The sequence below is a fragment of the Pseudoalteromonas sp. T1lg10 genome (assembly GCF_002964545.1).
In the GTDB taxonomy this organism is placed as follows: Bacteria; Pseudomonadota; Gammaproteobacteria; order Enterobacterales; family Alteromonadaceae; genus Pseudoalteromonas.
In genome coordinates this window covers 477,308-501,678 of record NZ_PQBV01000037.1, presented here as the reverse complement: position 1 = coordinate 501,678, position 24,371 = coordinate 477,308, and the positions used below count along the sequence as shown (strand labels likewise).

At 51.5% G+C, this 24,371-nt stretch carries 20 protein-coding genes and 1 pseudogene; 15 read left to right on the top strand and 6 right to left on the bottom strand.

All coding sequences use genetic code 11. The features are described 5' to 3' along the window. Positions 1 to 21: 21 nt before the first annotated feature. The gene (locus C2M17_RS11100; RefSeq protein WP_105200815.1) at positions 22 to 867 is read right to left on the bottom strand and encodes a MurR/RpiR family transcriptional regulator; all 846 of its coding nucleotides are present in this window, start codon (positions 865 to 867) and stop codon (positions 22 to 24) included. Positions 868 to 1,228: 361 nt separating this feature from the next. On the opposite strand from C2M17_RS11100, the gene pbp4b reads away from it, so the two are divergent. Beyond that, positions 1,229 to 3,682 (top strand): penicillin binding protein PBP4B, encoded by a 2,454-nt coding sequence (gene pbp4b / locus C2M17_RS11095; RefSeq protein ID WP_105200814.1) that lies wholly within the window; start codon positions 1,229 to 1,231, stop codon positions 3,680 to 3,682. Between the two features lie 196 nt (positions 3,683 to 3,878). On the opposite strand, the gene C2M17_RS11090 is transcribed toward pbp4b, so the two are convergent. After that, complete coding sequence (locus C2M17_RS11090) at positions 3,879 to 6,896, bottom strand: carboxypeptidase regulatory-like domain-containing protein (RefSeq protein ID WP_105200813.1); 3,018 nt, start codon at positions 6,894 to 6,896, stop codon at positions 3,879 to 3,881. A 293-nt stretch (positions 6,897 to 7,189) separates the two neighbouring features. After that, positions 7,190 to 8,413, bottom strand: a complete 1,224-nt coding sequence (gene lysA / locus C2M17_RS11085; RefSeq protein WP_233997966.1) for a diaminopimelate decarboxylase — start codon at positions 8,411 to 8,413, stop codon at positions 7,190 to 7,192. Positions 8,414 to 8,543: 130 nt separating this feature from the next. Between lysA and C2M17_RS11080 the strand changes: the two genes are divergently transcribed. From C2M17_RS11080 to C2M17_RS11070, 3 genes and pseudogenes are all read left to right on the top strand, one after another. Beyond that, positions 8,544 to 9,923 carry a Na+/H+ antiporter NhaC family protein gene (locus tag C2M17_RS11080; RefSeq protein WP_105200811.1) on the top strand — a complete coding sequence of 460 codons (1,380 nt, stop codon included), beginning with the start codon at positions 8,544 to 8,546 and terminating at the stop codon, positions 9,921 to 9,923. Between the two features lie 58 nt (positions 9,924 to 9,981). Continuing rightward, positions 9,982 to 10,523 (top strand): annotated as a pseudogene (locus tag C2M17_RS11075) (DUF3087 domain-containing protein). Between the two features lie 174 nt (positions 10,524 to 10,697). Beyond that, the gene (locus C2M17_RS11070) at positions 10,698 to 11,891 is read left to right on the top strand and encodes an NRAMP family divalent metal transporter (protein ID WP_105200867.1); all 1,194 of its coding nucleotides are present in this window, start codon (positions 10,698 to 10,700) and stop codon (positions 11,889 to 11,891) included. A 2-nt stretch (positions 11,892 to 11,893) separates the two neighbouring features. Here C2M17_RS11070 and C2M17_RS11065 read toward each other — a convergent pair whose 3' ends face one another. Then, the gene (locus C2M17_RS11065) at positions 11,894 to 13,093 is read right to left on the bottom strand and encodes a vWA domain-containing protein (protein ID WP_105200810.1); all 1,200 of its coding nucleotides are present in this window, start codon (positions 13,091 to 13,093) and stop codon (positions 11,894 to 11,896) included. Further along, the gene (locus tag C2M17_RS11060; RefSeq protein ID WP_105200809.1) at positions 13,093 to 13,938 is read right to left on the bottom strand and encodes an AAA family ATPase; all 846 of its coding nucleotides are present in this window, start codon (positions 13,936 to 13,938) and stop codon (positions 13,093 to 13,095) included. Before C2M17_RS11060 ends, C2M17_RS11065 begins: the two co-directional genes overlap by 1 nt. Positions 13,939 to 14,079: 141 nt before the next feature. On the opposite strand from C2M17_RS11060, the gene C2M17_RS11055 reads away from it, so the two are divergent. The 11 genes from C2M17_RS11055 to rpoS all read left to right on the top strand — a co-directional run bounded on the left by C2M17_RS11055 (position 14,080) and on the right by rpoS (position 21,687). Further along, positions 14,080 to 14,556 (top strand): DUF2947 family protein, encoded by a 477-nt coding sequence (locus C2M17_RS11055; RefSeq protein ID WP_105200808.1) that lies wholly within the window; start codon positions 14,080 to 14,082, stop codon positions 14,554 to 14,556. Between the two features lie 79 nt (positions 14,557 to 14,635). Further along, complete coding sequence (locus C2M17_RS11050) at positions 14,636 to 15,292, top strand: hypothetical protein (protein WP_233997965.1); 657 nt, start codon at positions 14,636 to 14,638, stop codon at positions 15,290 to 15,292. After that, entirely contained in the window at positions 15,292 to 15,582 is a 291-nt protein-coding gene (ftsB, locus tag C2M17_RS11045; RefSeq protein WP_105200806.1) for a cell division protein FtsB, read from the top strand. The genes C2M17_RS11050 and ftsB overlap by 1 nt, the downstream gene beginning before the upstream one ends. A gap of 17 nt (positions 15,583 to 15,599) precedes the next feature. Next, on the top strand, positions 15,600 to 16,298 hold the full coding sequence (ispD, locus tag C2M17_RS11040) for a 2-C-methyl-D-erythritol 4-phosphate cytidylyltransferase (protein ID WP_105200805.1): 699 nt from the start codon (positions 15,600 to 15,602) through the stop codon (positions 16,296 to 16,298). After that, entirely contained in the window at positions 16,295 to 16,774 is a 480-nt protein-coding gene (ispF, locus tag C2M17_RS11035) for a 2-C-methyl-D-erythritol 2,4-cyclodiphosphate synthase (protein ID WP_105200804.1), read from the top strand. Before ispD ends, ispF begins: the two co-directional genes overlap by 4 nt. Further along, the gene (gene truD / locus C2M17_RS11030) at positions 16,771 to 17,853 is read left to right on the top strand and encodes a tRNA pseudouridine(13) synthase TruD (protein ID WP_105200803.1); all 1,083 of its coding nucleotides are present in this window, start codon (positions 16,771 to 16,773) and stop codon (positions 17,851 to 17,853) included. Before ispF ends, truD begins: the two co-directional genes overlap by 4 nt. After that, positions 17,831 to 18,589, top strand: a complete 759-nt coding sequence (gene surE, locus C2M17_RS11025) for a 5'/3'-nucleotidase SurE (protein WP_105200802.1) — start codon at positions 17,831 to 17,833, stop codon at positions 18,587 to 18,589. Before truD ends, surE begins: the two co-directional genes overlap by 23 nt. Next, a complete protein-coding gene (locus C2M17_RS11020) occupies positions 18,579 to 19,217 on the top strand; it encodes a protein-L-isoaspartate(D-aspartate) O-methyltransferase (protein WP_105200801.1) in 639 nt (212 codons plus the stop codon). Before surE ends, C2M17_RS11020 begins: the two co-directional genes overlap by 11 nt. Positions 19,218 to 19,226: 9 nt before the next feature. Then, complete coding sequence (locus C2M17_RS11015; RefSeq protein WP_105200800.1) at positions 19,227 to 19,805, top strand: YqaA family protein; 579 nt, start codon at positions 19,227 to 19,229, stop codon at positions 19,803 to 19,805. A gap of 18 nt (positions 19,806 to 19,823) precedes the next feature. Continuing rightward, entirely contained in the window at positions 19,824 to 20,645 is an 822-nt protein-coding gene (locus tag C2M17_RS11010; protein WP_105200799.1) for a peptidoglycan DD-metalloendopeptidase family protein, read from the top strand. Between the two features lie 64 nt (positions 20,646 to 20,709). Beyond that, complete coding sequence (gene rpoS, locus C2M17_RS11005) at positions 20,710 to 21,687, top strand: RNA polymerase sigma factor RpoS (protein WP_105200798.1); 978 nt, start codon at positions 20,710 to 20,712, stop codon at positions 21,685 to 21,687. 72 nt (positions 21,688 to 21,759) lie between these two features. On the opposite strand, the gene mutS is transcribed toward rpoS, so the two are convergent. Further along, positions 21,760 to 24,354 carry a DNA mismatch repair protein MutS gene (gene mutS / locus C2M17_RS11000; protein ID WP_105200797.1) on the bottom strand — a complete coding sequence of 865 codons (2,595 nt, stop codon included), beginning with the start codon at positions 24,352 to 24,354 and terminating at the stop codon, positions 21,760 to 21,762. Positions 24,355 to 24,371 lie beyond the last annotated feature (17 nt).

The window sequence follows — 24,371 nt, the reverse complement described above, 5'->3', positions numbered from 1 at the left end:
GGCCTTTTTTGTTTCTGTGTTTTAACCTTCACGGAATGCTTTTACCACATCGTTGGAATGCTCCAACAACTTACGCCCCGGACGCGTCGCCTGAGTAAGGGCGATAAAGAGAATATCGATCACAAAGTCCTGCGCCGTGCGCGCCAGAATGGAACTCAGACGAATCGACTCTTCCTCGGCCACAGAATAGAGGTTCACCGAAGCGCAATCTGCCACCGGGCTGGAGCCAAACTTGGTCACCGCAATCACGGGGCAATTATTCTGTTGAGCCTGATGCGCAGCTTCTGCCACTTCCCGGGTTTTACCCGACTCACTGATGGCGATAACCAGGTCGTCCTTGCCCAGGGTCGACACATAGGCCAACTGGGCGTGACCGTCCGCTTCGGCGATGGCGGCTATGCCTAACTTTTGCAGCTTATAGGCAAAGTCTTTGGCCACCAAAGCCGAACCACCGAGACCGCAAATGGCGACGCGACGGGCATTTTTAAGTAAGACCACCGCCAGCTCTACGGACTGGGCTTCATTGAGGTTCTTGGTTTCGGTTAATACCGCCATCTTGCTGCTTAACAGCTTTTCGGCAATCTGCTCTAGGCTATCATTAAGGGTGATCTTACCGTGCAGCTTAGGGGCAGGAGACTCTGAGTTGAGGGCGTCAATAACCGCCAGCTTAAAGGCGGGGAAGCCCTTATACCCGAGCTTTTGGGCAAACTTAACCACGCTCGATTGGCTTACGCCCACCACCTTGGCCAACTCAATGGAGGAGAGGTCACGAATAGCATTCGCACTGTTCAGCGTAAAATCGGCCAGTTTGGCTTCGCTACTGGAAAAAGACTTACGCAGTGCTTTAATTTTTACAAATGTCGACATAAGAAGTTACTTAGTATTGTCAGGTTTCTCTGTCTTATGGATACCTTTGAACGCTTGGTACACATGTTAACAACGACGTAATGGCAAAGTGTAACTCAATATTCCAAATGAAAGGAATAAAAAATTTTTATAAGAAGGCCCAACGAGGTCGAGTAAAAAAGCCTTGTTCTAAGCCTTGGTTCATATTTTCTAGGCTATTTTTATTACCTTTTAAGCACAGGGGAAGTTAAGTTTAAGAATATATATTCCATTCATTTTAAATTGAAAGAAATAAAATATTATTATACGGTTAGAGGGTTGTTGTTGCGTTTATAAGTTCAAGACACTGTGCTTAAGCATAGTTTTTTCGCTATAGGTTGGTATGGATAAAGAATCTTTGCAGATGCGCTGTAAGAGTCTGCTGTCGTTGCCCTTGTTATTTTTACTGAGCAGTTGCAGTTCAGGCTACGATTTCAAGCAGTCACATAATTATTCCAAGCGCATTAAATTTTTGGTGATGCACTACACAGCGATTGATTATGAAAAGTCTGAGCGCGTGTTGGTGGAAAAAGGCGGTTTAAGCGCCCATTACCTGGTGCCCGAAAGTCAGGATCCCAGCTATGGTGAGCGCGATCTGCAAGTTCTGCAGCTGGTGAAAGAGCAGGACAGAGCCTGGCATGCGGGGAATAGTTATTGGCAGGGGCGCACCGATCTTAATGACCACTCCATCGGCATTGAGGTGGTGAATGTTCCCAGTTGCAGCGACAGGGCGCCGAGTATGGAGCCGGAGATTTCCACCATTGAATATGGTGCTGAGCCGTTTTGTGTGTTCCCCGATTATGATCCCAAACAAATCGAATTATTAATCGCCCTTAGTCAGGATATTCTCGCTCGTAATCCGGATATTGGCCCGACCCAGGTTGTCGGGCATGCGGACATAGCACCGGGACGCAAACTCGACCCGGGTCCACGTTTCCCTTGGTATCAGCTTTATAAGGCGGGCATAGGTGCCTGGTATCAACAGCAGGATGTGGAATATTACTGGCGCCATTTTAGCGCCGCGCCGCCTTCTGTGGCCGTGATACAGCAAGCGCTGGCGGATTATGGCTATGGGATTGCGGTGACCGCCCGGCTCGATCAGCAAACACTGGATGTACTTAAGGCATTTCAAACACACTTTTTGCCCTGGCAGGTAAATGCCCAGGCGGATGCGAAAACGGCGGCGGTATTGTTCGCTCTGCTCAAACGTTATAAGTCGAAAAAGGCGGATAAAAACTTTGCACTTTACCAGGAGTTGGTCGAGCAACCACAGGAGTTTGCCGCCTTGGGTCATGAGCAGCTTTATATCCAGTACCCACAGCCGGATGTCAGCTCGCGGGTCGATGTAAACAACAAATACCAGTTTAAGTCCTATCGCCGCCGTGGTGAGATCATCATAGACAACATCAGCGCCGAACGCGCCGAAATCATTATTAATGGCGAAACCATTAATATCGCTCGGCCCTTAAAGGCCGGGCACAGCTACCGCTATTCGCTGGCAAGGCGCACCCGCGATGGGATAAATACATTGCATATAAAGTCGGTCTTTCCCGAGGATGCCGAGCTGCGCATCCGTATTCCCGCACCCGAGCTAAAACCCAACCCGGGGGCGCTCAACTTTGCCGCTGTGGATACCTTAATTGAACAAGAAGTGGAGCAGGGCTTTCCCGGCGCCGTGCTTGGCGTGGTACACAAGGGCGAGCTGGTTAAGCTCAGCGCCTATGGTTATGCCCGTGCGCACCACGGCAAAGAATCTGTAGCCGCACAGCCCATGGCTGTCGATACCCTGTTTGATCTTGCCTCTAATACCAAGATGTTTGCCACCAATCTGGCATTGATGCATTTGGTGTCGCAGGGACGCCTGGATGTTAATAAGCCCATTAGCCATTACCTGGCGGAATATACCGGGCAGGGACGCGAGGTACGGCTGGTAAAAGACCTGCTTACTCACAGCGCAGGTTACCCGGCGGTGGTGGACTTTCATCGCGTCGATAATCACCTAGGCAAGCCATTTTATTCCCTTAATAGCGAGCGCACCAAACAGCTGTTAATCCGTGGCGTGCCCTTTGAGATGATGCGGGCTCAGCGTCACCTCTACAGTGATGTTGACTATATGCTGCTCGGTGTTTTGATTGAACGTATTACCAACATGCCCCTTGATGCCTATGTGGAAAGCCGCTTGTTTGCCCCCTTGGGGCTCAATACCCTGGTATTTAATCCGCTGCAAAAGGGCTTTATGCCTTCGCAGATAGCGGCTACCGAGATTGAAGGCAATACCCGAGGTGGCCGGGTGAATTTCGAGGGCGTGCGGGATTATGTGCTCCAAGGCGAGGTGCATGATGAAAAGGCGTTTTACTCCCTGGCCGGGGTGGCCGGACATGCGGGCCTGTTTGCCGATGTGCAAAGTGTGGCAAAACTCACACAATTGTTGCTAAACCGGGGTAGTTATGGTGAAGTGCAGTTAATCAGGCCCGAGGTGGTCGATCAGTTTATTAAGCCCACGGCAACGGATGAAAGCTATGGCCTGGGCTGGCGTCGCGCCGGCAATGGCGCGCGCATATGGCATTTTGGTCCCTACGCCAGCCCAAGGGCATACGGACACACGGGCTGGACCGGCACGGTAACTGTAATAGACCCGGAATATGATCTGGCCATAGTGCTGTTTACCAATGCCCGCCATAGCGAAGTGACCGGCTCGCAAAGCGACTATAGATTTAAAGGCAAAGAATTTGAAACGGGGAAATACGGTTCGGTGATCACCCGTGTCTATGAAGCCATTTTGGCTCATGGCAAGTAACGACTAACACAGGATACCCCTGCCCGGGTATCGCCCAAAACGGCATCTTTTGATGCCGTTTTTTTATGGCTAACAGAAGTGCGTAGGCAAAGGGTGCCGGGGACATGGTTTTGATGTTTGTTACAGGGTTAGGAAGTGCGCAGAAAATAAAAAGCGCCCCGAAGGGCGCTGGTCTATCTTAGGTTGTTATCTTAGCTTAGAACGCAAATTTCAATGACAGTTGCACTCGGCGCGGACTGTAATAGTCACGGGGCTCGCCAAAGGTACTGTTAACAAAATAAGGGTCGTTGTTATAACCGGTTTGACGGTCGAACAGGTTAAAGATATCGGCGCGGAATTGCAGCGCATAATCGCCATAGACGGTGAAGTCCTGGGTATAGTTTAGATCCAATTGCCAGTGGCTTGCGCTGCGGCGGCTACCCGCCGGCTCCGCATAGCGGCTGGTGTGGCTGGAGCTGCTGCCATAGAGATTACCATCCCATTTCTCCCAAGGGCGACCAGACTGGAATACAAAATAGGCGCCGATATTGGCTTCCCAGGGAGTGGTGTAGTAGCCGTATACCTTGAGCTTATGTGGCTTATCGCCAGAGAGGGTGCCATAGCGGTAATCCCAAGGATAGCGGCCTATGCCGTCACCATACCAAGAGGAGCCAACAAAGGTGTTGGCATCGTTATCGGCCGTGGTGTTGTCCTGGTCGAAGTTGCCATAGTAGTGGCTCCATACATAGGAGGCATTGACATAGGTGTTATCGCCCATGTACTCGGCCTCAAGGCTGGCTTCCCAATACTTGGTCTCGCCACCATCCACCTCGGCTATGACATAGGATGAGCCGCCGATTTCATTACGAATATCCTGCAGGTTCTCTATGTATAAGCCTTGGGCGGCAATGTCTGCCGGTACACCCGGGGCATCGATGCCATCATAGTTGGTGAGGCGGGCGTTATTGGGCATATCTTCCCAAAAGTGCAGGCCCTTGCGGTGACGTACATGCGCCCGCAGCACCAGATCTTCACCCACGTATTTGGTGGTTCCCAGGGTGATTTCATTAATGCGACGCGGCTTCATGCCTTCCTGAAACAGCTTACCTGAAGAGGAGGCACGAGGCTCGGCATAGATAACATTACCGTCGGCATCGAATTCGACGTCAATGGCACTGCGGTTGTTCCTGTCCCAGGAGGCGGCACGAGCCAGGGAGCTGGTTTCCGGGTTGTAGATGGCGAAGTTGGCAAAGACGTCATCTTCGTCGGCATAATTCCATTTCACGCCCAGGCGCGGCTGTATCATATCGCTCCAGTCGGTTTCATACATCTTGTACTTATGTCCCGGGGCCAATTCATAGCCGGAGATGGTGCCGGATTTAGGGCGCAGGCCCTGACCATAATAGGTATCGCGACTGACTAACACACCTATATTGTAAGTCCAATCGCCATATTCTATGGTGTCGTTAATCTCGAAGTTCAGAGTCTTGGTTTCGGAGGTGATGGCCGGTGCCAAATCGCCGCTGCCTACTAGGCTCATTTGTTGCACTAGGGCGCGATAAATAACCGGGGTGTCATTGCCTGCTTGCTGGCTCAGATCCAAGCCGCCGACATAGTTAATCCGTCCCCAGCCATTGGAAAAGCGTGTAAGTACCTCCTTACCCTCTGACCATTGCCCGCCAAAGTGCAAGGTGTGATAAGTATCGCCCCAGCTAAATTCATGATCGAGTTCGAGCTCAAATGAATCGCGGTAAAAATCCTGGTCGTCGTACTGCAAGTAAGCGCCAACGCCACCACCGCCCATTTTCATGCCATTTTCCGTGTAACCGAACTGCTCGATCAGCGCCGCCGCACCGGCATTGTAGGCGGCGATTTGCTCTGGGGTATAGTTGTCACTTGGGCCGCGTAGTTCGGGCACATTAAAGTAACCCATTTGATCTAGGTTATCGACATCCAGGGTGCCGCTCAGCGACGGCTGGAAATTAAGCTCTGTATCCGGGCGCGAGCTGCTTTGTAGATCAAAGGTGCTGTACTGAAACGATAAGGTGGTGTTGGAATCTATCAGCCAGGAGCCGTCCAGGGTGAAAATATCCTGATCCGTCTCGCCGCCAACGGACACACTGTCGGTTTCGTATTCACCAATGGAGGCACCTTCCTCGGTTTTATCGGAAATACGCTGAGAAATATTGAATAACAGGTCGTCACGGGGCGCCCAGGTGAGCTTGCCGAAGAACTCATCGCGCTCGCTCTTATAGTTTTTCACATCGCCGTAGGCCGTATCCTTGTTGCTGCGTTTTTCCTCGGGACGGTAATAGGAGGTGTAGAAATACAGGGTATCCTCAATCAGCGGGCCGCCCAGGTTAGCTGTTATCCAACTCTTATCCGTTTCATAACTTTCCTGACCAACGGGAGAGGCAACCAGGCTTTTGGGCTGAACCTTGTATTCCACCGAGCCGGTAAACTCGTCTGTGCCAGACTTGGATACTGTGTTGATGGCAAAGCCGCCGGAGCGGTTAAAGTCAACGGCTTTAGCACCGCCTCTGTCCATGGTGACATAGGCAACATCGTGGGTGGAAGGCTCGGATGCCAGGTTACCAAACATGGGCAAGGAAACATTAACACCATCAAAGCCATAGGAGTTATCCACCCCAGAGCCACCGGCCGACGGGCCGAGGACTGAGTTTTCAGACAGCTCGACGCCGGGCACCAGTTTAAGTAGGTCGCGATAGTCTTGGCCTATGGGTACCCCTTCGATGGCTTTTTCTCCTAAGGAGTTGGTGAGTGAGGAATTACCCTGGCGATATAAGCGACTGCCGGTAATAGTGATCACCTCGGTCTTGTTGCCGGTCAGGCTCAGTTCCACATCAACCTTAGAGGTCTGTTCTAACAATACCTGCACCGTCAGAGTTTGACTGGCGCCGTCTTTATTGGTGAAGGTGAGCTCGTAGGTACCAGGCTTTAACTGTGGCAGATCGAAGCTCCCATCGGCTCCGGTGACCACGGTACGGGCCTTAGGCATAACGCTGGAGCGTGCGGTGACCGTTACCCCGGCCATGGACTGTTCGGTTTGCTCGGCGATAACCGTGCCCTTAATGCCGCCGGTCAAGGCCGCCAGTGCCGGAGCACTGATAAAGGCCGCGGCAATCAGGGTGGAAGTGATCGCTGTTTTAGGTGCCCGCATCGCGCGGCAGCTAGCCTGCGCCAATGCGCTGAGGTTGAAGTGAGTTGGTTTCATTATATCCCCATCCTTATAATAATTTATTTATCGGTTGGACCTTAACCCTGTGATTTCCCCTGTTTTATTAGTGCTAACCATCCTTTTGTTGCATATATATTAAACAAGTGTTACCAGGATTAATCAAGAATATTTTTTTCATGTTATTCTTACTATTGAAAATAAAATATGAATATAACGACGCGAAATGAGCACCATACAGCGGGCGAATTCTTGCTTGCAGGTATGGGGTAAGGCTAAGTATCTATATGAAAGGAATAGTAAAGGTTGGCCAAGAGGACTTGGCCAACCTATCAAAGCCAGGCTGGCAGGGTGTCCATGGCAAGCAGGGCATCAAAGTCGATGCGCTCGCGAATAATACTGTATTGGCTGCCTTTCACCAGTACCTCGGGGGCATTAAGGCGAGAGTTGTAATGTGACGCCATCACGGCGCCGTAGGCTCCGGCGCCCATAATGGCGACCAGATCGCCTTGTTCACATTCGCCGAGGGAGCGGTTTTTGGCGAAGGTGTCGCCGGTTTCGCATACCGGGCCGACTATGTCATAAACCGCTTGGCTGGGCTTTTGCTCTACGGTAGCAATATGGTGGTAGGCGTCGTACATGCTCGGGCGGATCAAGTCATTCATGGCCGCATCGAGGATCAAGAAGGTGCGCTCTTGTCCGGTTTTCACGTATTCCACCCGAGAGACCAGGACGCCGGCATTGCCGACCATGGAACGCCCAGGCTCGACTATGATTTTGCAACCAAGGTGGCCCAAGTGTTGTTTGGCATGCTCGGCATAGGTGCGGATATCCGGCTCATCGCTGTGCTCGCCATAATTAATGCCTAAACCACCACCTATATCTATGATTTTAATGATGATACCTTGTGCTTTTAGGGCGCTTACTAGCTCCGCAACCTTGGCAAAGGCGGCGGCAAAGGGCTCCAGGTTAATCAGCTGGGAACCAATATGCACATCCACACCTGTCACTTCTATACCCGGTAAAGACGCCGCTTTAAGGTAAAGCTCGGGCGCCAAATCGATATTAATGCCGAACTTATTCTCCGCCAGACCCGTGGTGATCTTGGCATGGGTTTTGGCCTCAACGTCCGGATTCACGCGAATGGAGATGCGTGCTGTGGTATTCATTTCCACCGCCAGAGCACTGATGCGCTCTAATTCCGGCTCGGACTCAACATTAAACTGCAAAATGCCCTGGGCTAGGGCATAGCGGATTTCCTGCTCGCTTTTACCCACACCGGCGAAGACGATTTTCTCCGCCTTAATGCCGGCGGCCAGCGCGCGGCGGATCTCACCTTCGGAAACAGTATCGGCACCGGCACCCAATTGCGCCAAGGTGGCTAAAATTGCCTGATTGGAGTTGGCTTTTACGGCATAACAAATTAAGCTATCCAGTCCTGCAAACGCATCGCTGTAGCGCTGATAATTACTGGCAATAGCCGCAGCCGAGTAACAGTAAAATGGGGTGGGGATGTGTTTGGCAAGCTCGCCGATGGTAACATCTTCAACCTGCATGTGCTGATCCACATAAGGAAAGTAGGGAAGTGGCTGCATAACTAAAAAATTACAGTTGAATGAAAACTAATTGAATAATCTATGCTCATTTGCAAGACTATTCAAGCTTTATAATAACAAGGATAACACCATGTCTTGGTATTCCATTTTGCCGCCGCTGGTAGCAATTGCAATCGTCTTTTGGCGTAAAGAAGTGATCATGGCTCTGTTGTTGGCCGTGGCAACATCCGAGTTCTTACTGGCGATAAGTGGCGAGGGTAATACCTTATTCTATACCTTTATCAATACCATAGAGCGTGTGGTCGCGACTGCATCTTCGCCGGGTAACAGCCGCGTCATTCTCTTTAGCGTGCTTATTGGTGCGCTGCTCGCCTATATTCGCGAGTCCGGCGGCGTGGCCGCAACCGTGAACATGTTAATCGGCAAGGGCGTGGCCAAGTCAAAGCGCCAGGTGGGTTTTTTAACCATGTTTTCCGGCATAGCCGTGTTTATCGAGTCCAACCTAAGTGTGTTGACCGCGGGTATTCTTTCGCGCGGTCTTTTCGATAAGTTTAAAATGAGCCGTGCCCGTTTGGCCTATATTATCGACAGTACCAGTGCCCCCGTATGTATCCTGATTCTGCTTAATGGTTGGGGCGCCTATGTGCTCGGGCTGTTGAGCAACTATGAATTGGAGCAATCGGCGGTCAGTATTTTATGGGGCAGTGTTGCCTATAACTTTTATGCGATTATCGCCTTGCTGATCGTCGCCTACACCATCGCCTTTGATAAGGTGCATGGTCCTATGAAGGAAGCGGAGCAAAAGCTGGAACGTTTGGAAGTGAATGTGCCCACCGAGGCCGACAAGGGCACCAAGGCCCGCTTTATGTTGGTGCCTTTATTGACCCTGGTGGTGTCCATGGTCGGCTTTATGTTCTGGACCGGCAATGGTGATATCGCCTCCGGCAGTGGCTCTAAGTCGGTACTTTACGCCACCATCTTATCCTGTGTTGTGGCCTATTTCCTGCTGAGTGCCAGCAAGCTTTTCAGCCACCATAAATTGGTTGAAATGGGCTTTAAGGGCATGGGGGAGTTATTGCCTCTGGTGGCCATAGTCTTGTTATCCATGACCTTGGGCGCCAGCCTGAAAGAGCTGGGAACCGGCGTTTTTGTGGCCTCCCTGGTGGGTGATTACTTACCTATCACCTTGGTGGTGCCCATGCTGTTTTTAACCGGTGCGGTGATCTCCTTTACCACGGGTACCTCCTGGGGCACCTTTGCTATTTTGATCCCCATTGGTGTGCCCTTAATTCAGGCCCTGGGGTTACCTCCTGCGCTGGTGCTCGGTGCTATTTTGGGTGGCGGTGTATTCGGTGATCACTGCTCGCCAATCTCAGATACCAGTGCTGTGTCGGCCATTGCCTCCGGCTGTGACTTGCTTACCCATGTTAAAACCCAGATGCCTTATGCCCTGGTGGGCGGTGCTTTAACCCTGGTTGCCTACTTCCTGGTGAGCCTGGCAATACTTTAAGAGACAGGCTAAGTCGGCGTTGACATAGCGCTATTTATTGCCAACAGGCGGGGGTATAATGCCCCCGTTTTTTATTTTCATTAGGGTGCCCAGCATGACCTTGGAACAGATAGATAAAACCCGCTACCGCAAACATCTTAATATAGTGATAGTCGCCTGTATCGCAGCCTTAGTAGTGGGGAGTTTGGGTATCGCCCGGTTGTTGATCCTTGCCCTGCCAAGCGACAGCGGCAGCCATTTCCATTGGAACCTGCTGGGTGTTGTGGTCAGCTGTATCGCCATAGGTTTTGCTCTTAAACGTGTCGAGCATCATCCCTTTATGACCGAGGTGGTGTATGTATGGCGCTTGAAGCAGGCGCTTAATCAGATACTCGCAAGCTGCGCAAGATTAAGGCGGCGGCGGAGCAGGGCGATGTGCAGGCCATGCATGCGCTGCAATTTAATTACGCCGGTTCAAGGCAGTTATGGCAGCTTGATGATAACACCATCACCATGGATGAATTGGCCATCTCCCAGGCTCAGCTCGATACCCTGGCCGAGCGTTACAATGTCGAAGCCGACGCCAGCCGTTATCAGAGCGAGTACCTTAAACAGCTGTAATCCACATGTAAGGGTAGAGTGCGCCTGTACAGACGGGCGCCTTGCCTAAGGCGCGCAATAAGGCGGTTGAAAACACCCGCCATCTCCCCTAGTCTGGGACTCAATATAACAATTATAAAGAGTGTTCCAGTGCAGTATTGGCAGTATCTCAAGGCCTTAGGGCCAGGCATTTTAATGGCGACCGCAGCAATCGGCGGTTCGCATCTGGTGGCTTCAACTCAGGCCGGAGCCTTATTCGGCTGGCAAATGATAGGGCTTATCCTGGCCGTAAACCTGTTGAAGTATCCGTTTTTCCGTTTCGGTGTTGAATACACATTAGTCACAGGCAATAACCTGGTGTCCGGCTATAAAAGCCAGGGTCCCTGGTATTTTTACTGCTTTTTTGCCCTCAATATTATCGCCGCCATAGTTAATACCGCCGGGGTGCTGCTGCTGACGGCGGCGCTGTTACATTATGTGGTCGGTGGTGCCCTTAGCATGACGGTGCTGTGCATCATTATTCTGCTGTTTTGCCTGACCCTCTTGGTGCTTGGGCATTATCAGGCCCTCGACAGTGCTGCTAAGTGGATTATGGCGGTGCTCGCCATCAGTACCATAGCCGCACTGGTGATAGCCTTGCTGAAAAGCGGTGGTGTGCCCATGAATGCGGCCGCTGATTTCACCCCGCCCGACCTGCTGTCGCTGACGGCCTTAAGTTTTATTGTGGTCTTGATGGGCTGGATGCCGGCACCGATTGAAATTTCCGTGGCCAGCTCTTTGTGGTTACAGGCAAAACGACAACAAACCGAGGTGCCACTCAAGGCGGGGCTGTTTGATTTTAACTTTGGCTTTATCGTCACCGCATTACTGGCACTGGTGTTTTGCTCCCTAGGAGTGCTCATCCAGTATGGCGGCAATACGCAAATAGCCCTGGCCGGGGTAGCCTTTGCCCAGCAGCTGATCGATATGTACACCAATACCATGGGCGAGTGGTCGCGTTGGCTTATCGCGACCGTGGCCTTTTTATGTATGCTGGGGACTTCGTTAACGGTACTCGATGGCTATGCGCGGACCTTGTATACCGGCACCAAGCTGATGCCAAACTGGTCGTTGCCAAAGCATTTAAATACCTGGCTGATCATGCAGGCGGTGGCGGGGATGGCGGTGATCCTGTTTTTCAAAAGCAATTTAAAGGAGATGCTGACCTTTGCCATGACCCTGGCGTTTTTAACCACGCCGGTATTTGCCTGGTTGAATATGCGCCTGGTGCACCAAACCAAGATTAAACAGCCGCTGTGGTTGCGGCTGTTAACCTGGTTGGGATTGATATACCTAGTCGGCTTTAGCCTTGGGTTTATCGGCCTGCAGATTTGGCAGCGCTGGGGATAAATCTAGGTCAGCATTTTTATTGCTGCGCTGATGCCATCCAGGGTCAGGGGAAACATACGGCTTTGTTCGCCCTTGGCCATTAACTGGTCGATCATCTCGATGGAATGATAGTAGCGCCAATGGGTTTGCGGCTGTGGATTCAGCCACACCACCTTATCGAAATGCTGGGTGATGCGCTGCAGCCAGGCGGCGCCGGGCTCCTCATTCCAATGCTCCACACTGCCACCGGGGTAGGCGATTTCGTAAGGCCCCATGGTGGCATCGCCGACAAAAATAACCTTGTAATCGCGGCCAAAACGCTGCATCAGGCTGTGGGTGTCAATCTTCTGGTCATAACGTCGGGCATTGTCCTGCCACACCTGCTCGTAAACACAGTTATGGAAATAGAAAAACTCCAGGTGTTTAAACTCGCCATGGGCGGCGCTAAATAACTGCTCGCACAGTTGAATATGGTCGTCCATGGAGCCACCGATATCGAACAACATGATCACATTGACGGCATTATGGCGCTCCGGTGCCATTTTCACATCCAGCATACCGCCTTGTTTGGCGGTGGCGGCAATGGTGGCGCCTAAGTCCAGGGTATCGCTGGCTCCGGTGCGGGCAAAGCGGCGCAGTTTTTTCAGTGCCAGTTTCATGGTCCGCGAGCTGATATCGGCCTCGCTGTCGAGGTTACGGTACTGGCGCTTATCCCACACCTTAACGGCGCGGCGCTGGCGCGAGCCGGGTTGACCGATGCGCACTCCCTCCGGGTTAAAGCCATAGGCGCCAAAGGGCGAGGTGCCGCCTGTGCCTATCCATTTATTGCCGCCGGCATGGCGTTTTTGTTGCTCTTCGAAGCGCTTTCTAAGTTCTTCCATCAGCTTTTCGAGGCCGCCCATGGCCTCGAGTTGGCGTTTCTCTTCGGCGCTCAGCTGTTTTTCAAACTCCTTGCGCATCCAGTCCTCGGGGATCTGGTATTGTGCCTTCAAAGCGTCAAGCAGGTCGATATCCTCAATGCCACAAAAGTAATCGGCGAAGGCCTTGTCGAAGCGGTCAAAATGAGTTTCATCCTTCACCATTATGGTACGGGCGAGATGATAAAAGGCTTCGCTGTCGGCAAACACCACCCCGGCCTGTAATGCACCAATGAGGTCGAGCAACTCTCGCAGGCTTACCGGCAGGCGGTATTTTCTTAAGGTGAAGAAAAACTCGATGAGCATTAGCGGCGACTCATAAAGGCCAGTTTTTCAATCAAGGAAACGTCTTGCTCGTTTTTCAATAGAGCACCAAAGAGCGGCATAAGTCCGCCTTTAGTGGCGCTGCCATGTAAAACCTCGGGCGCTATGTCTTCGGCCATCAAGAGCTTAAGCCAGTCCAACAGCTCGCTGGTGGAGGGCTTTTTCTTCAGTCCGTCGACCTGACGCAAACCAAAGAAGACCTCTAGGGCTTCACGCAAGAGCTTTTGTTTGATATCCGGGTAGTGTACGGCGACGATTTTGTGCATTTCCTCGGCGCTGGGAAAATCGATGTAATGGAAGAAACAGCGGCGTAAAAAGGCGTCCGGCAGTTCTTTTTCGTTGTTTGAGGTGATGATCACTATGGGGCGTTGCTCGGCACGGACGCGCTCACCTGTTTCATAAACGAAGAACTCCATTTTATCGAGCTCTAACAAGAGGTCATTGGGGAATTCGATATCGGCCTTGTCTATTTCGTCTATCAGCAGCACCGGACGCGGCTCATTCTCCTTGGCGCCAAAGGCCTGCCACAGCTTGCCTTTAACTATGTAATTGCCGATATCATGCACGCGCTCGTCGCCCAGTTGTGAGTCGCGCAGGCGCGACACCGCATCGTACTCATACAGACCTTGCTGGGCTTTGGTGGTGGACTTAATATGCCATTGGATCAGTTCGCTGCCGATACTTTTCGCCAGCTCTTCGGCCAACAGGGTTTTCCCCGTGCCCGGCTCACCTTTTATCAAAAGCGGTTTTTCTAAGGCGATGGCGGCATTGACCGCCTGTTTCAGGGCGCTACTGGCAATATAATGGTCGGTTGAATCAAAATGCACGTGGAAATTCCTAACACTGGTCAGACATCGAATTAGCCTAGTCTGCCATAGTTGGCATTTACTACCAAGTCGGCTTGTGACAGCGCCGCCACAGATGCGTATAATGCTCCCATTAAACGAGTGCAGCAGGCATAAGCACGAATGAACTATCTTCCTTTGGATGACTACGCCAAGGCGTGGGTGTTTCGACACCAAGAACTTTTAATTCCGGCGCCACTATTGGCGCAGATCAAACCCATGACCGCCACCCGTGCGGCGGTGTTGTGGACCACTTTTATCAGCCGAGACAAAGATCACCCGGACTTTTTCACCGACGCCGATTGGGTCAAACAGGCGCAGCACTGGCCCCATGAAGACGTGTTTTGGGAACGGGCGTTTGAAGCCGGTGACGCTATTCCCGAGGGGATCCTGGCTCACCTGGACTGGCAGGATAACACTACCGTGTATTTCTGTATTAGTCGTGACGAGGTCATCGAAACTCGTTTCGATGTGTTTAAGCAACACTGGCAGAACTTTATGTTCTTAGCCGATGGCAGCTTCTTAATTGGTAAAAAACGCCCGCAGGTGGTGCAGTTTTTAGAGTCGGGTTTTGCCCGCCTGGGCCAACAGCCAGGGTAATTTATAGAGCCTCCCCATTGCGCTTCTCAAATTTTGCGCAACTATGGTATAAACTTAAGCACAACCAGTGGGAGGCAATGTGCGGCAACAACCATCGCAGCAAGCAGATTTATTTGCACTCGATCAACAGCGAGTGCTGTATGCCGAATTGTGCAATGCCTTCTACGCTCGCGAGTTGCACCGCATAAGTCAGCAATTATCGCATCAAGGCGATGGCACACGCTTGGCCCGTTTGCTCGACAGCCTGCCTTATTACGTGGAACGCGCCGCCTTTCATATAGTTCATGGTCATTGCCCGTTAACCTTGGATGGGCAAAATGGCAGTTGGATAGCCAAACAGGCGAGTAAACCGCCACAAAGCGATAAATCGGCTAATTTAGCCTTCTTTAGCGCTTATGCCGAAGTCGGTATTTTAGTACCATTACTGGTTACGCAGGGGCGATTGCAATTTGTGATGCTCGACACCCTAGATCAAGTTAGCAGCAACCGCTTGCATTGTAATCAGGCGGGCTGGTTTGATCTCGACGGCCAATATCGCGACACGCGATTAAGCTCGGCCCAGGACGTGCAGTTACTGGTACCCAGTAAAAAACATTTTACCCCGGCTTGTTGTGGTCATCGTTGGCAACAATTTAAGGTGACCTCACCACGGACTTTGAGTCTAAGAGAAATGCTATTAACAACACGAATTAACTGGAAAAACTTTAAGCAACCACTGCCGATGAAGGAAAGCTAATGCGATTATTCCAATTAGGTTTGTTGGCATTGTTGCTGTATCTGCAATACTTGTTGTGGTTTGGTCACAACGGCATCGAAGACTATAGCCGTTTAACCAAGGCGGTGGCCAATCATGAGCAAACGAATCAGCAATTAAATAAGCGTAACAAGTTACTCGAAGCCGATATACAAGATTTAAAACTGGACTTGGAAGGGGTGGAAGAGCGTGCCCGTCATGAGCTGGGTATGATCAAGCCCGGAGAAGTGTTTTATCGGGTGTTACCGAGTAAACAATCTGAGTCAAAATAATAACGCAAAGTAGTTATATGAGTGAAAATCACGGCATTATTGCCATAGTGCCCGCCGCCGGAGTTGGCGCGCGGATGCAATCTCAACGCCCTAAGCAGTACTTGCAATTACAGGGCAAAACCGTGCTGGAGCACAGCCTGAATAAGCTCGCCCAGGTGGCGGCGGTAAAGAGTATTACCGTGGCCATAGGCGGCAATGACGAGTATTTCGCCGAGCTGCCTATAGACTTCCAATTTGTGCATACCGTAATTGGTGGCAAAGAGCGCGCCGATTCCGTGCTTGCCGCCCTTGATGCCCTTGAAGCAAATCCACCCCAGTGGGTGCTAGTGCATGACGCCGCTAGGCCCTTGGTGAGCCCCGCCGATATCGAACGTTTAATAAATGAGTGCCAGCAGCATGGCGAGGGCGGCATACTGGCCGCCAAGGTGCGCGACACCATAAAGCGCGGTGACAGTCATGTGCAGCAAACCATAGAGCGCGAGCATCTTTATCAGGCGCTGACCCCTCAGTTTTTCCCTTATGCCCAATTACGCCAGGCATTACGTGATGCCTTAGCCTGTGGCGCTACCATTACCGATGAAGCATCGGCGATGGAATGGGCTGGGCACCCGGTGCGTTTGATCGCCGGTCGCAGCGACAATTTTAAGTTGACCACCCCAGAAGATCTGCAACTTGCCGACTTCCTGTTAGGGCAACAAATGACGGAGATTTTATGATTCGAATAGGCCATGGTTTTGACGTACATAGTTTTGGCGGTCATGGGCCGCTTACTATCGGCGGCGTAAAGGTCGATTATGAACAAGGCTTTATCGCCCACTCAGATGGTGATGTGGCTATTCATGCCTTGTGTGATGCCTTGCTTGGCGCCATGGCAATGGGCGATATAGGCAAGCATTTTCCCGATACGAGCGAAGAATTTGCCGGCATCGACAGCCGTATTCTGCTGCGCCGAGTCATGGCCGAGGTGCATGATCGCGCCTTTGTAGTGGCGAATGTCGACCTTACCATAGTGGCGCAAGCGCCAAAAATGCGCCCGCATATTGATGCCATGCGCGCTTGCCTGGCGGCGGATCTGGCGGTCAGTTTAGATCAGGTAAATGTCAAAGCCACCACCACTGAAAAGCTCGGGTTTACCGGACGCAAAGAGGGTATTGCCGCCCACGCGGTAGCGCTTTTGGTGCAGCAACCATGAAGCAAGAGCCTTCAGCACCTAGGCAAAAAGAGCCATTAGCCTCGCTGCAGTATTTATACGGCAAGCCTACCGCCAAGGCGGTATTTAAGCGCCTGCCGGAAGACTTTATGGTTGATGAAGAGCTGGGCTTTGAGCTTGATGGCAGTGGCGAGCACGTGTGTTTGCATGTGATCAAGCGCGGTATCAATACCGTCAATGTAGCCAAGAAAATCGCGAAATTTGCCAAGGTAGCGCCGCGTGAGGTCAGCTACGCCGGACAAAAAGACCGCCAAGGTGTGTGTTCACAATGGTTTAGCGTGCCCGTGCCCATTAAACAGGAGCTCGACTTTAGCGCCCTCAACGACGAGCAAATTTTTGTTGCCAAGCAAGTGCGCCATGGTCGCAAGCTGCGTACCGGATGCCATAAGGGCAACCGTTTTACCATAGTGCTGCGTGAGGTGAGCGAGCCACTGGCTGTGCTCAGTCGTATCAATGCGGTGCGCCAAGGAGTGCCTAATTACTTTGGCGAGCAACGCTTTGGTCACGATGGCCATAACCTGGTGATGGCCGAGCGTATGTTTGCCGGCGAGCAAATCCGCGATCGTAAACTAAGGTCTATGGTGATCTCTGCCGCCCGCTCTTATATTTTTAACCAGATAGTCAGCCTGCGTGTGGCTGAGCATGGTCTTGCCAAAACCCTGCAACATGAAGTCTTTATGCTCAGTGGCAGCAACGCATTTTTTACCGATGCCATCACCCCGGATAACATTACCCGATTGGTGGAAGGTGACATCGAGTTGTCGGCGCCCCTGGTGGGTAAGGGCGATAAGGGCTTGGTTGAAGAAGAGCAACATTGGTTGCAGCCTTATCATGACTGGTGTCAGGGTTTGGCGGAGATAGGTTTAAAAACCGAGCGCCGCATGTTGCGCTTATATCCGGAAAACTTACAGGTAAAAATGCCCACGAGCGATTCGATTGAATTGAGCTTTTCACTGAAAAAAGGGTGTTTTGCCACTGCGTTGTTACGAGAATTGGTGGATTACCGCCAGTGCGAAAACAGTATTGCAAGGAGTCATGATGAAGATATTGCTGAGCAATGATGATGGCGTACATGCCAAGGGCATAGCGGCCCTGCATCGGGCCTTAAAGGAGATTGCCAGCGTCGATGTGGTCGCCCCGGATCGCAATTGCAGCGGCGCCAGTAACTCGCTCACATTAATGAATCCATTGCGGGCGCAAAAATTAGAGAATGGCTTTATCAGTGTCAATGGTACCCCCACTGATTGCGTTCATGTGGCCCTCAATGCGCTCTTGCCTGAGCAGCCGGATCTAGTGGTGGCCGGCATTAATCATGGTGCCAATTTAGGGGATGACACCCTGTATTCGGGCACGGTAGCCGCCGCTACCGAAGGGCGCCATATGGGTCTGCCCGCCATCGCCGTGTCCCTGGTCGGCCATGATTGCAAACACTTTGAAACTGCCGCCAAGGTGACGGTGGATATAATCACCAAGTTGAGAAGTCACCCCTTACCCAATGATCAAATCATCAACATCAATGTTCCCGATGTCCCTTACGACGAACTCAAGGGCGTTAAGGTCACCCGCTTGGGTGCCAGACATAAGGCCGAAACCATGACAGTACAGCGTGACCCTTGGGGTCGTGTAGTGTATTGGTATGGTTCTCTTGGGCCTGAGCTTGACGCCGGTGAGGGCACTGATTTTGCGGCCATTCGCCAAGGCTATGCCTCGGTTACGCCCTTGAGCGTAGACATGACAGCTAAAGAAAGCATTGCCCCTTTACAGCATTGGTTAGCGGAGCTGGAAAATGATCACTAATTATCAGCGTAGCGCCGGCTCTTTGGTCAAGCTGCTGGCTCAGGAAGGCATTAGCGATGAGCAAGTGTTAGAGGCGATGGCAAAAACGCCGCGCCATTTGTTTATCGATGATGTATTGCAACATAAGGCCTATCAAAATACCGCCCTACCTATCGGCCAGGGGCAAACCATTTCTCAGCCTTATATTGTGGCGCTGATGACTCAGGTATTACGCCAGCACGGGGTGCGCGATAAGGTACTGGAAATTGGCACCGGCTCGGGCTATCAAAGTGCCATATTGGCGCAGTTGTTCGATAAGGTGTACTCGGTGGAGCGCATCAAGGCCCTGCAATGGCAGGCGAAACGACGCTTACATCAGCTCGACTTGTATAATGTGACCATGAAACATGGCGATGGCTGGAAAGGCTGGGCCTCGCAAGCGCCGTTTCAGGGTATTATCGTCACCGCCGCGGCGAAAAGCGTGCCGCAGCAGTTGCTGGAGCAGCTCGATGAAGGCGGGGTCATGATAATTCCCATTGGCGATGCAGAGCAAAAATTGATGCTGTATACTCGCTGCGAAAATGAGTTTAAACAACAAGTCATAGCCCATGTACGTTTCGTACCCTTGGTGCCTGGCGATATAATTTAAGGATATTCTTTGCGCCTCTTTACTGCTTTGTACGACGCCGCGCTGCGTTGGGCAAGACATCGCCATGCTGAGCGTTATCTTGCTGGAATGAGTTTTGCCGAATCGGTATTCTTTCCCGTGCCCCCGGATGTTATGCTGGCCCCCATGTGTTTAGCCAAGCCGACAACGGCCTGGCGATTTGCCCTGTTGACTACCTTGGCGTCAGTGATCGGTGGCATCCTAGGGTATGCCCTGGGATATTGGCTTTTTGAGCCTGTGGTTGAGCCCTTGATTGCTTCCATGGGTTGGCAGGATAAGTTTGATCATGCCCTGGCCTGGTTTAAGGAATACGGCATCTGGGTGGTGTTTATCGCCGGTTTCTCGCCCATTCCCTATAAGGTCTTTACCATAGGCGCAGGCCTGTTGCAGATGGCATTTTTGCCTTTTTTACTGGCCTCGGCCATAGGTCGTGGAGCGCGTTTCTTCCTGGTGGCAGCGCTGATGAAATGGGGCGGCGCACGCATGGAAGAAAAGTTGCGCCAGTATGTGGAAGTTCTAGGCTGGCTTGTCGTGGGCCTGGCAATCGTTTTATATTTAGTGCTCCGCTAGCTAATGGAAGGGCGCTGCATGAGTTTCAAAAACACCAGTTTATTACTGCTGGTTTCTTTTGTTATCAGCGCCTGCACCTCCCGTACTGGGCCGGCACCAGTTTCCTCCCTGGAAACTGGTCAGGCCAAAGTGACACGTAAAATTCATATAACCGGTGAGCATTACCGGGTGCAAAAAGGCGATACCCTCTACTCTATTGCGTTTAGTGCAAAAAAGGACGTTCGCGAAGTCGCGCAAATAAACGGCATTAAACCTCCCTATACCATTTATCCCAATCAACTCATTTACCTAGAATCACAGTGGCTAAAAAAGAAAAAGCGGGAAAGATACCTTAATTCGAGTAAAAAGCCTAGAGAAACAAGACAAAAAACAGGCGGAAATTTCAAGAAAGAGGTTTCTAAGCCAGTGCAACGGGAGTATGTTCAAAATGCAACTAGTAAAAAAAATGTTAGCAAATCATCAGGAGTTGCTAACAAACTAAAGTGGAAATGGCCCACCCAGGGGAAAGTAACGCAAGGTTTCTCCAACCGTGAGAATGGCTTCAAGGGATTGCAAATAGCGAACAAAACAGGAACGGCTATCTCGGCAGCGGCAGACGGTGTGGTTGTTTACGCTGGGGACGCGCTCAGGGGATACGGTAATTTAATCATAGTGAAACATAATGATGATTATCTTAGCGCCTATGCGCACAACTCGCGTTTACTAGTAAAAGAAAAACAGGATGTCAAAGCTGGGCAAAAAATAGCGGAAATGGGCAGTACTGAATCTTCTATCACTGCACTTAGGTTTGAAATACGGTATAGAGGTAAGGCGGTCAATCCGGCAAATTTTTTACCCTAGCGCGACGGGCAATAAGAGTAATTTAGTGTAAGGATATATCTGAATTACACGGGAGGGTATTCTGATGGGTCAAACTGTAAAACTAGAAAGTACGCATGACAATAGCAATGATTCGGACGTTCTTGATGAGCCAAAAGAGGAGCTTCTTGAGGAGGTTGAGGACGATAGTGACGATGAATTGTTTGCCAAAGACGACAATGTCAAAAACCTCGACGCCACGCAATTATATTTAGGTGAAATTGGTTTCTCGCCGCTGCTAAGCGCCGAAGAAGAAGTCTATTTTGCCCGCAAGGCGCTGCGCGGTTGTGAAGCATCACGCAAACGCATGATCGAAAGTAACTTGAGGCTGGTAGTAAAAATCGCCCGCCGTTACAACAATCGCGGCCTGGCATTACTGGATCTGATTGAAGAGGGGAATTTAGGTCTGATCCGAGCGGTGGAAAAGTTTGACCCAGAACGGGGTTTTCGCTTTTCAACCTATGCCACCTGGTGGATACGCCAAACCATAGAGCGGGCGATCATGAACCAAACCCGCACCATACGCCTACCTATTCACGTAGTTAAAGAACTTAACGTCTACTTACGCACCGCACGCGAGTTAACGCAGCAATTGGACCACGAGCCGACCGCCGAAGAAATAGCCGAGCGTTTGGATAAACCGGTGGAAGACGTAACTAAGATGTTGCGTTTGAATGAAAAAATTTCTTCCGTCGACACCCCGATCGGGGGCGATAATGACAAGGCATTGCTCGATATTATTGCCGATGAAAAGGGTCGCGGCCCAGAAGGGGAAGTACAGAATAACGACATTAACAGCCATATTGTGCACTGGCTCGATGAGCTAAACCCGAAGCAAAGGGAAGTGTTAGCACGTCGCTTCGGTTTACTGGGCTATGAGCCTTCTACATTAGAAGATGTAGGCCGTGAAATTGGCCTAACCCGTGAGCGGGTACGGCAAATTCAGGTAGAAGCGCTGCGCCGTCTTAAAGACATGCTGCAACATGAAGGGCTGAATACCGAAAGCTTGTTCGAACAGATATAACTTCCCTAAGTTATTAAGATAAGAAAAAACGCCGCTAAATTAGCGGCGTTTTTGTGTTTTTAGATGGTCACTTTACAGCGACTTTAAATGATACAGGGCATCTAACGCCTGACGAGGAGTAAGCTCATCGGGATTGATCTCACCAAGCGCCACTTCGAGGGCGCTGGGCTCGGGCTCAGAGGGTAAGAGCTCAAGTTGATTTGCACCATTGCCGTTTGCTTGGCCATTGCCATTAGCGTTTAAGGCCGGCTGCTGCTCCAGCTGTTTAAGCTTGCGTTTGGCGTTGGTGATCACCGCCTTAGGCACACCGGCTAAAGCCGCCACCTGCAGGCCGAAGCTCTTACTGGCCGGCCCTTCCAATACCTTGTGCATAAAGGCTATGGTGTCGTTGTGCTCAATGGCATCTAGGTGCACATTGACCAGTCCCGACTCCTGCTCCGCCAGTTCGGTGAGCTCAAAATAATGGGTTGCGAACAAGGTTTTGGCATTGATCTTATGCGCCAGGTAATCCGCCGTGGCATAGGCCAGGGAGAGTCCGTCATAGGTGCTGGTACCGCGGCCAATTTCATCCATTAATACCAGAGAATGCTGACTGGCATTATTTAAAATGGTGGCGGTTTCCGTCATCTCCACCATAAAGGTTGAGCGTCCGGAGGCCAGATCATCACTGGCGCCGATACGGGTAAATATACGGTCTACTGTGCCTATATTAGCGCTCGCCGCTGGCACATAACAGCCGATATGAGCCATCAGCACGATCAAAGCAGTTTGGCGCATATAGGTTGATTTACCACCCATGTTTGGGCCAGTTATCATCAACATGCGACGCTGATTATTAAGTTCTATGGGGTTGGCGATAAAGGGGTCGCGCATCACCTGCTCGACCACAGGGTGGCGACCTTCGCTAATGCTGATGGCATCGCCTTCATCAAGCGCCGGCTTGCAATAGTTCAGGGTCAGCGCCCGCTCGGCAAAGTTATTGAGTACATCGAGCTCACTTAGGGATGCCGCTAAACGCTGTAAGCGCTCCAAGTGTGGGGCGATTAGTGTGAATAACTCTTCATAAAGCTGCTTTTCCAGCGCCAGGGCCTGAGACTGACTGCCTAACACCTTGTCCTCATGCTCTTTAAGCTCGGGAATAATATAGCGCTCGTTGTTTTTCAGGGTTTGACGGCGAATATAATGCGCCGGCACCAGGTGCGAGTTGGCGCGGCTAATATCGATATAAAAGCCATGCACCTTGTTGTAGCCGATTTTTAAGGTGCTGATCCCAGTGACTTCGCGCTCACGCTCTTCCATGGCTTCGAGTACATCGGTGGCACCTTGGGAGAGGTTGCGCCAATGGTCGAGCTCTTGGTTATAGCCTTCGGCAATCACGCCGCCGTCGCGAATAAGCACCGGCGGGTTATCGATAATGGCGCGCTCAAGCAAGTGCAAAAGTTCATCGTTGGGCTCACAGGCGTTGGCGATTTGTGCCAGACGTCGTTGCGAGGCGGTGCCGAGCAGACCCTTTAATTCCGGCAATTGTTGCAGCGCCGAGCGTAAACGGGACAGATCTCTGGGTCTGGCGTTGCCCAATGCTAAGCGAGCTACGATACGCTCGATATCGCCGACATTGCGCAGCAAGGGATGCAGCTCAAGGTGCCAGCCCTGGTCGATCAGGGTTTCGATGGCATCAAGGCGTTGGCTCAACTCGTCGCGGCAGCGTATCGGGTTATGAATACGGCGCTTAAGCAGGCGCGAGCCCATGGGCGTGGCGGTTTTATCCAAAACGGCCGCCAGGGTGTTTTCAATGCCACCGCCAAGGTTTTGGGTGAGCTCGAGGTTTTTTCGGGTGGCGCTGTCGAGCACCACGGCTTGACTGTCTTGCTCCAGACTGATGGCATTGATATGGGGCAATGCGGTGCGCTGGGTGTCTTTTACGTATTGCAGCAAGCAACCGGCCGCCACTAATCCCAGCTTGGCATCATTAACGCCAAAACCAATCAGGTCTTGGGTGCCAAACTGCTGGCACAGGGAAGTGATGGCGGTGTCTAGGTCGAACTCCCATTCCGGGCGACGGCGCATGCCCTTGATATGCTCAATAAGCCTGATATCGCTGAAGCCTTCCGAATACAGCAGCTCAGCTGGGTTAAGGCGTTGCAGGGTCGATTTAAAGGCGTCGGCGTCGGCACACTCGACGATATTAAAACGCCCGGAATTAATATCCAGATAGGCCACACCAAAATAGTCGCCAGTGCCTTGGCACACACTGACCAGCAAGTTGTCCTGACGCTCGTTAAGCAGGGCTTCGTCGGTTACCGTGCCCGGGGTGACGATACGCACTACCTTGCGTTCAACCGGGCCCTTGCTGGTGGCCGGATCGCCAACCTGCTCGCAAATGGCCACGGATTCGCCAAGCTGTACCAGGCGTGCCAGATAGTTTTCTACCGCATGATAGGGTACACCCGCCATAGGGATTGGATCGCCACCGGCTTTTCCTCGGTAAGTCTGCGAAATATCTAATAATTCTGCTGCGCGAATGGCATCATCGAAAAACACTTCATAGAAGTCCCCCATGCGATAAAAAAGTAAAATATCGGCATGTTGTGCCTTAATGCGCAAGTATTGCTGCATCATGGGGGTTTGTTGTTTTATATTATCTTCACTATAGAGATTTGCCGACATGCACTCACTCGAATAAG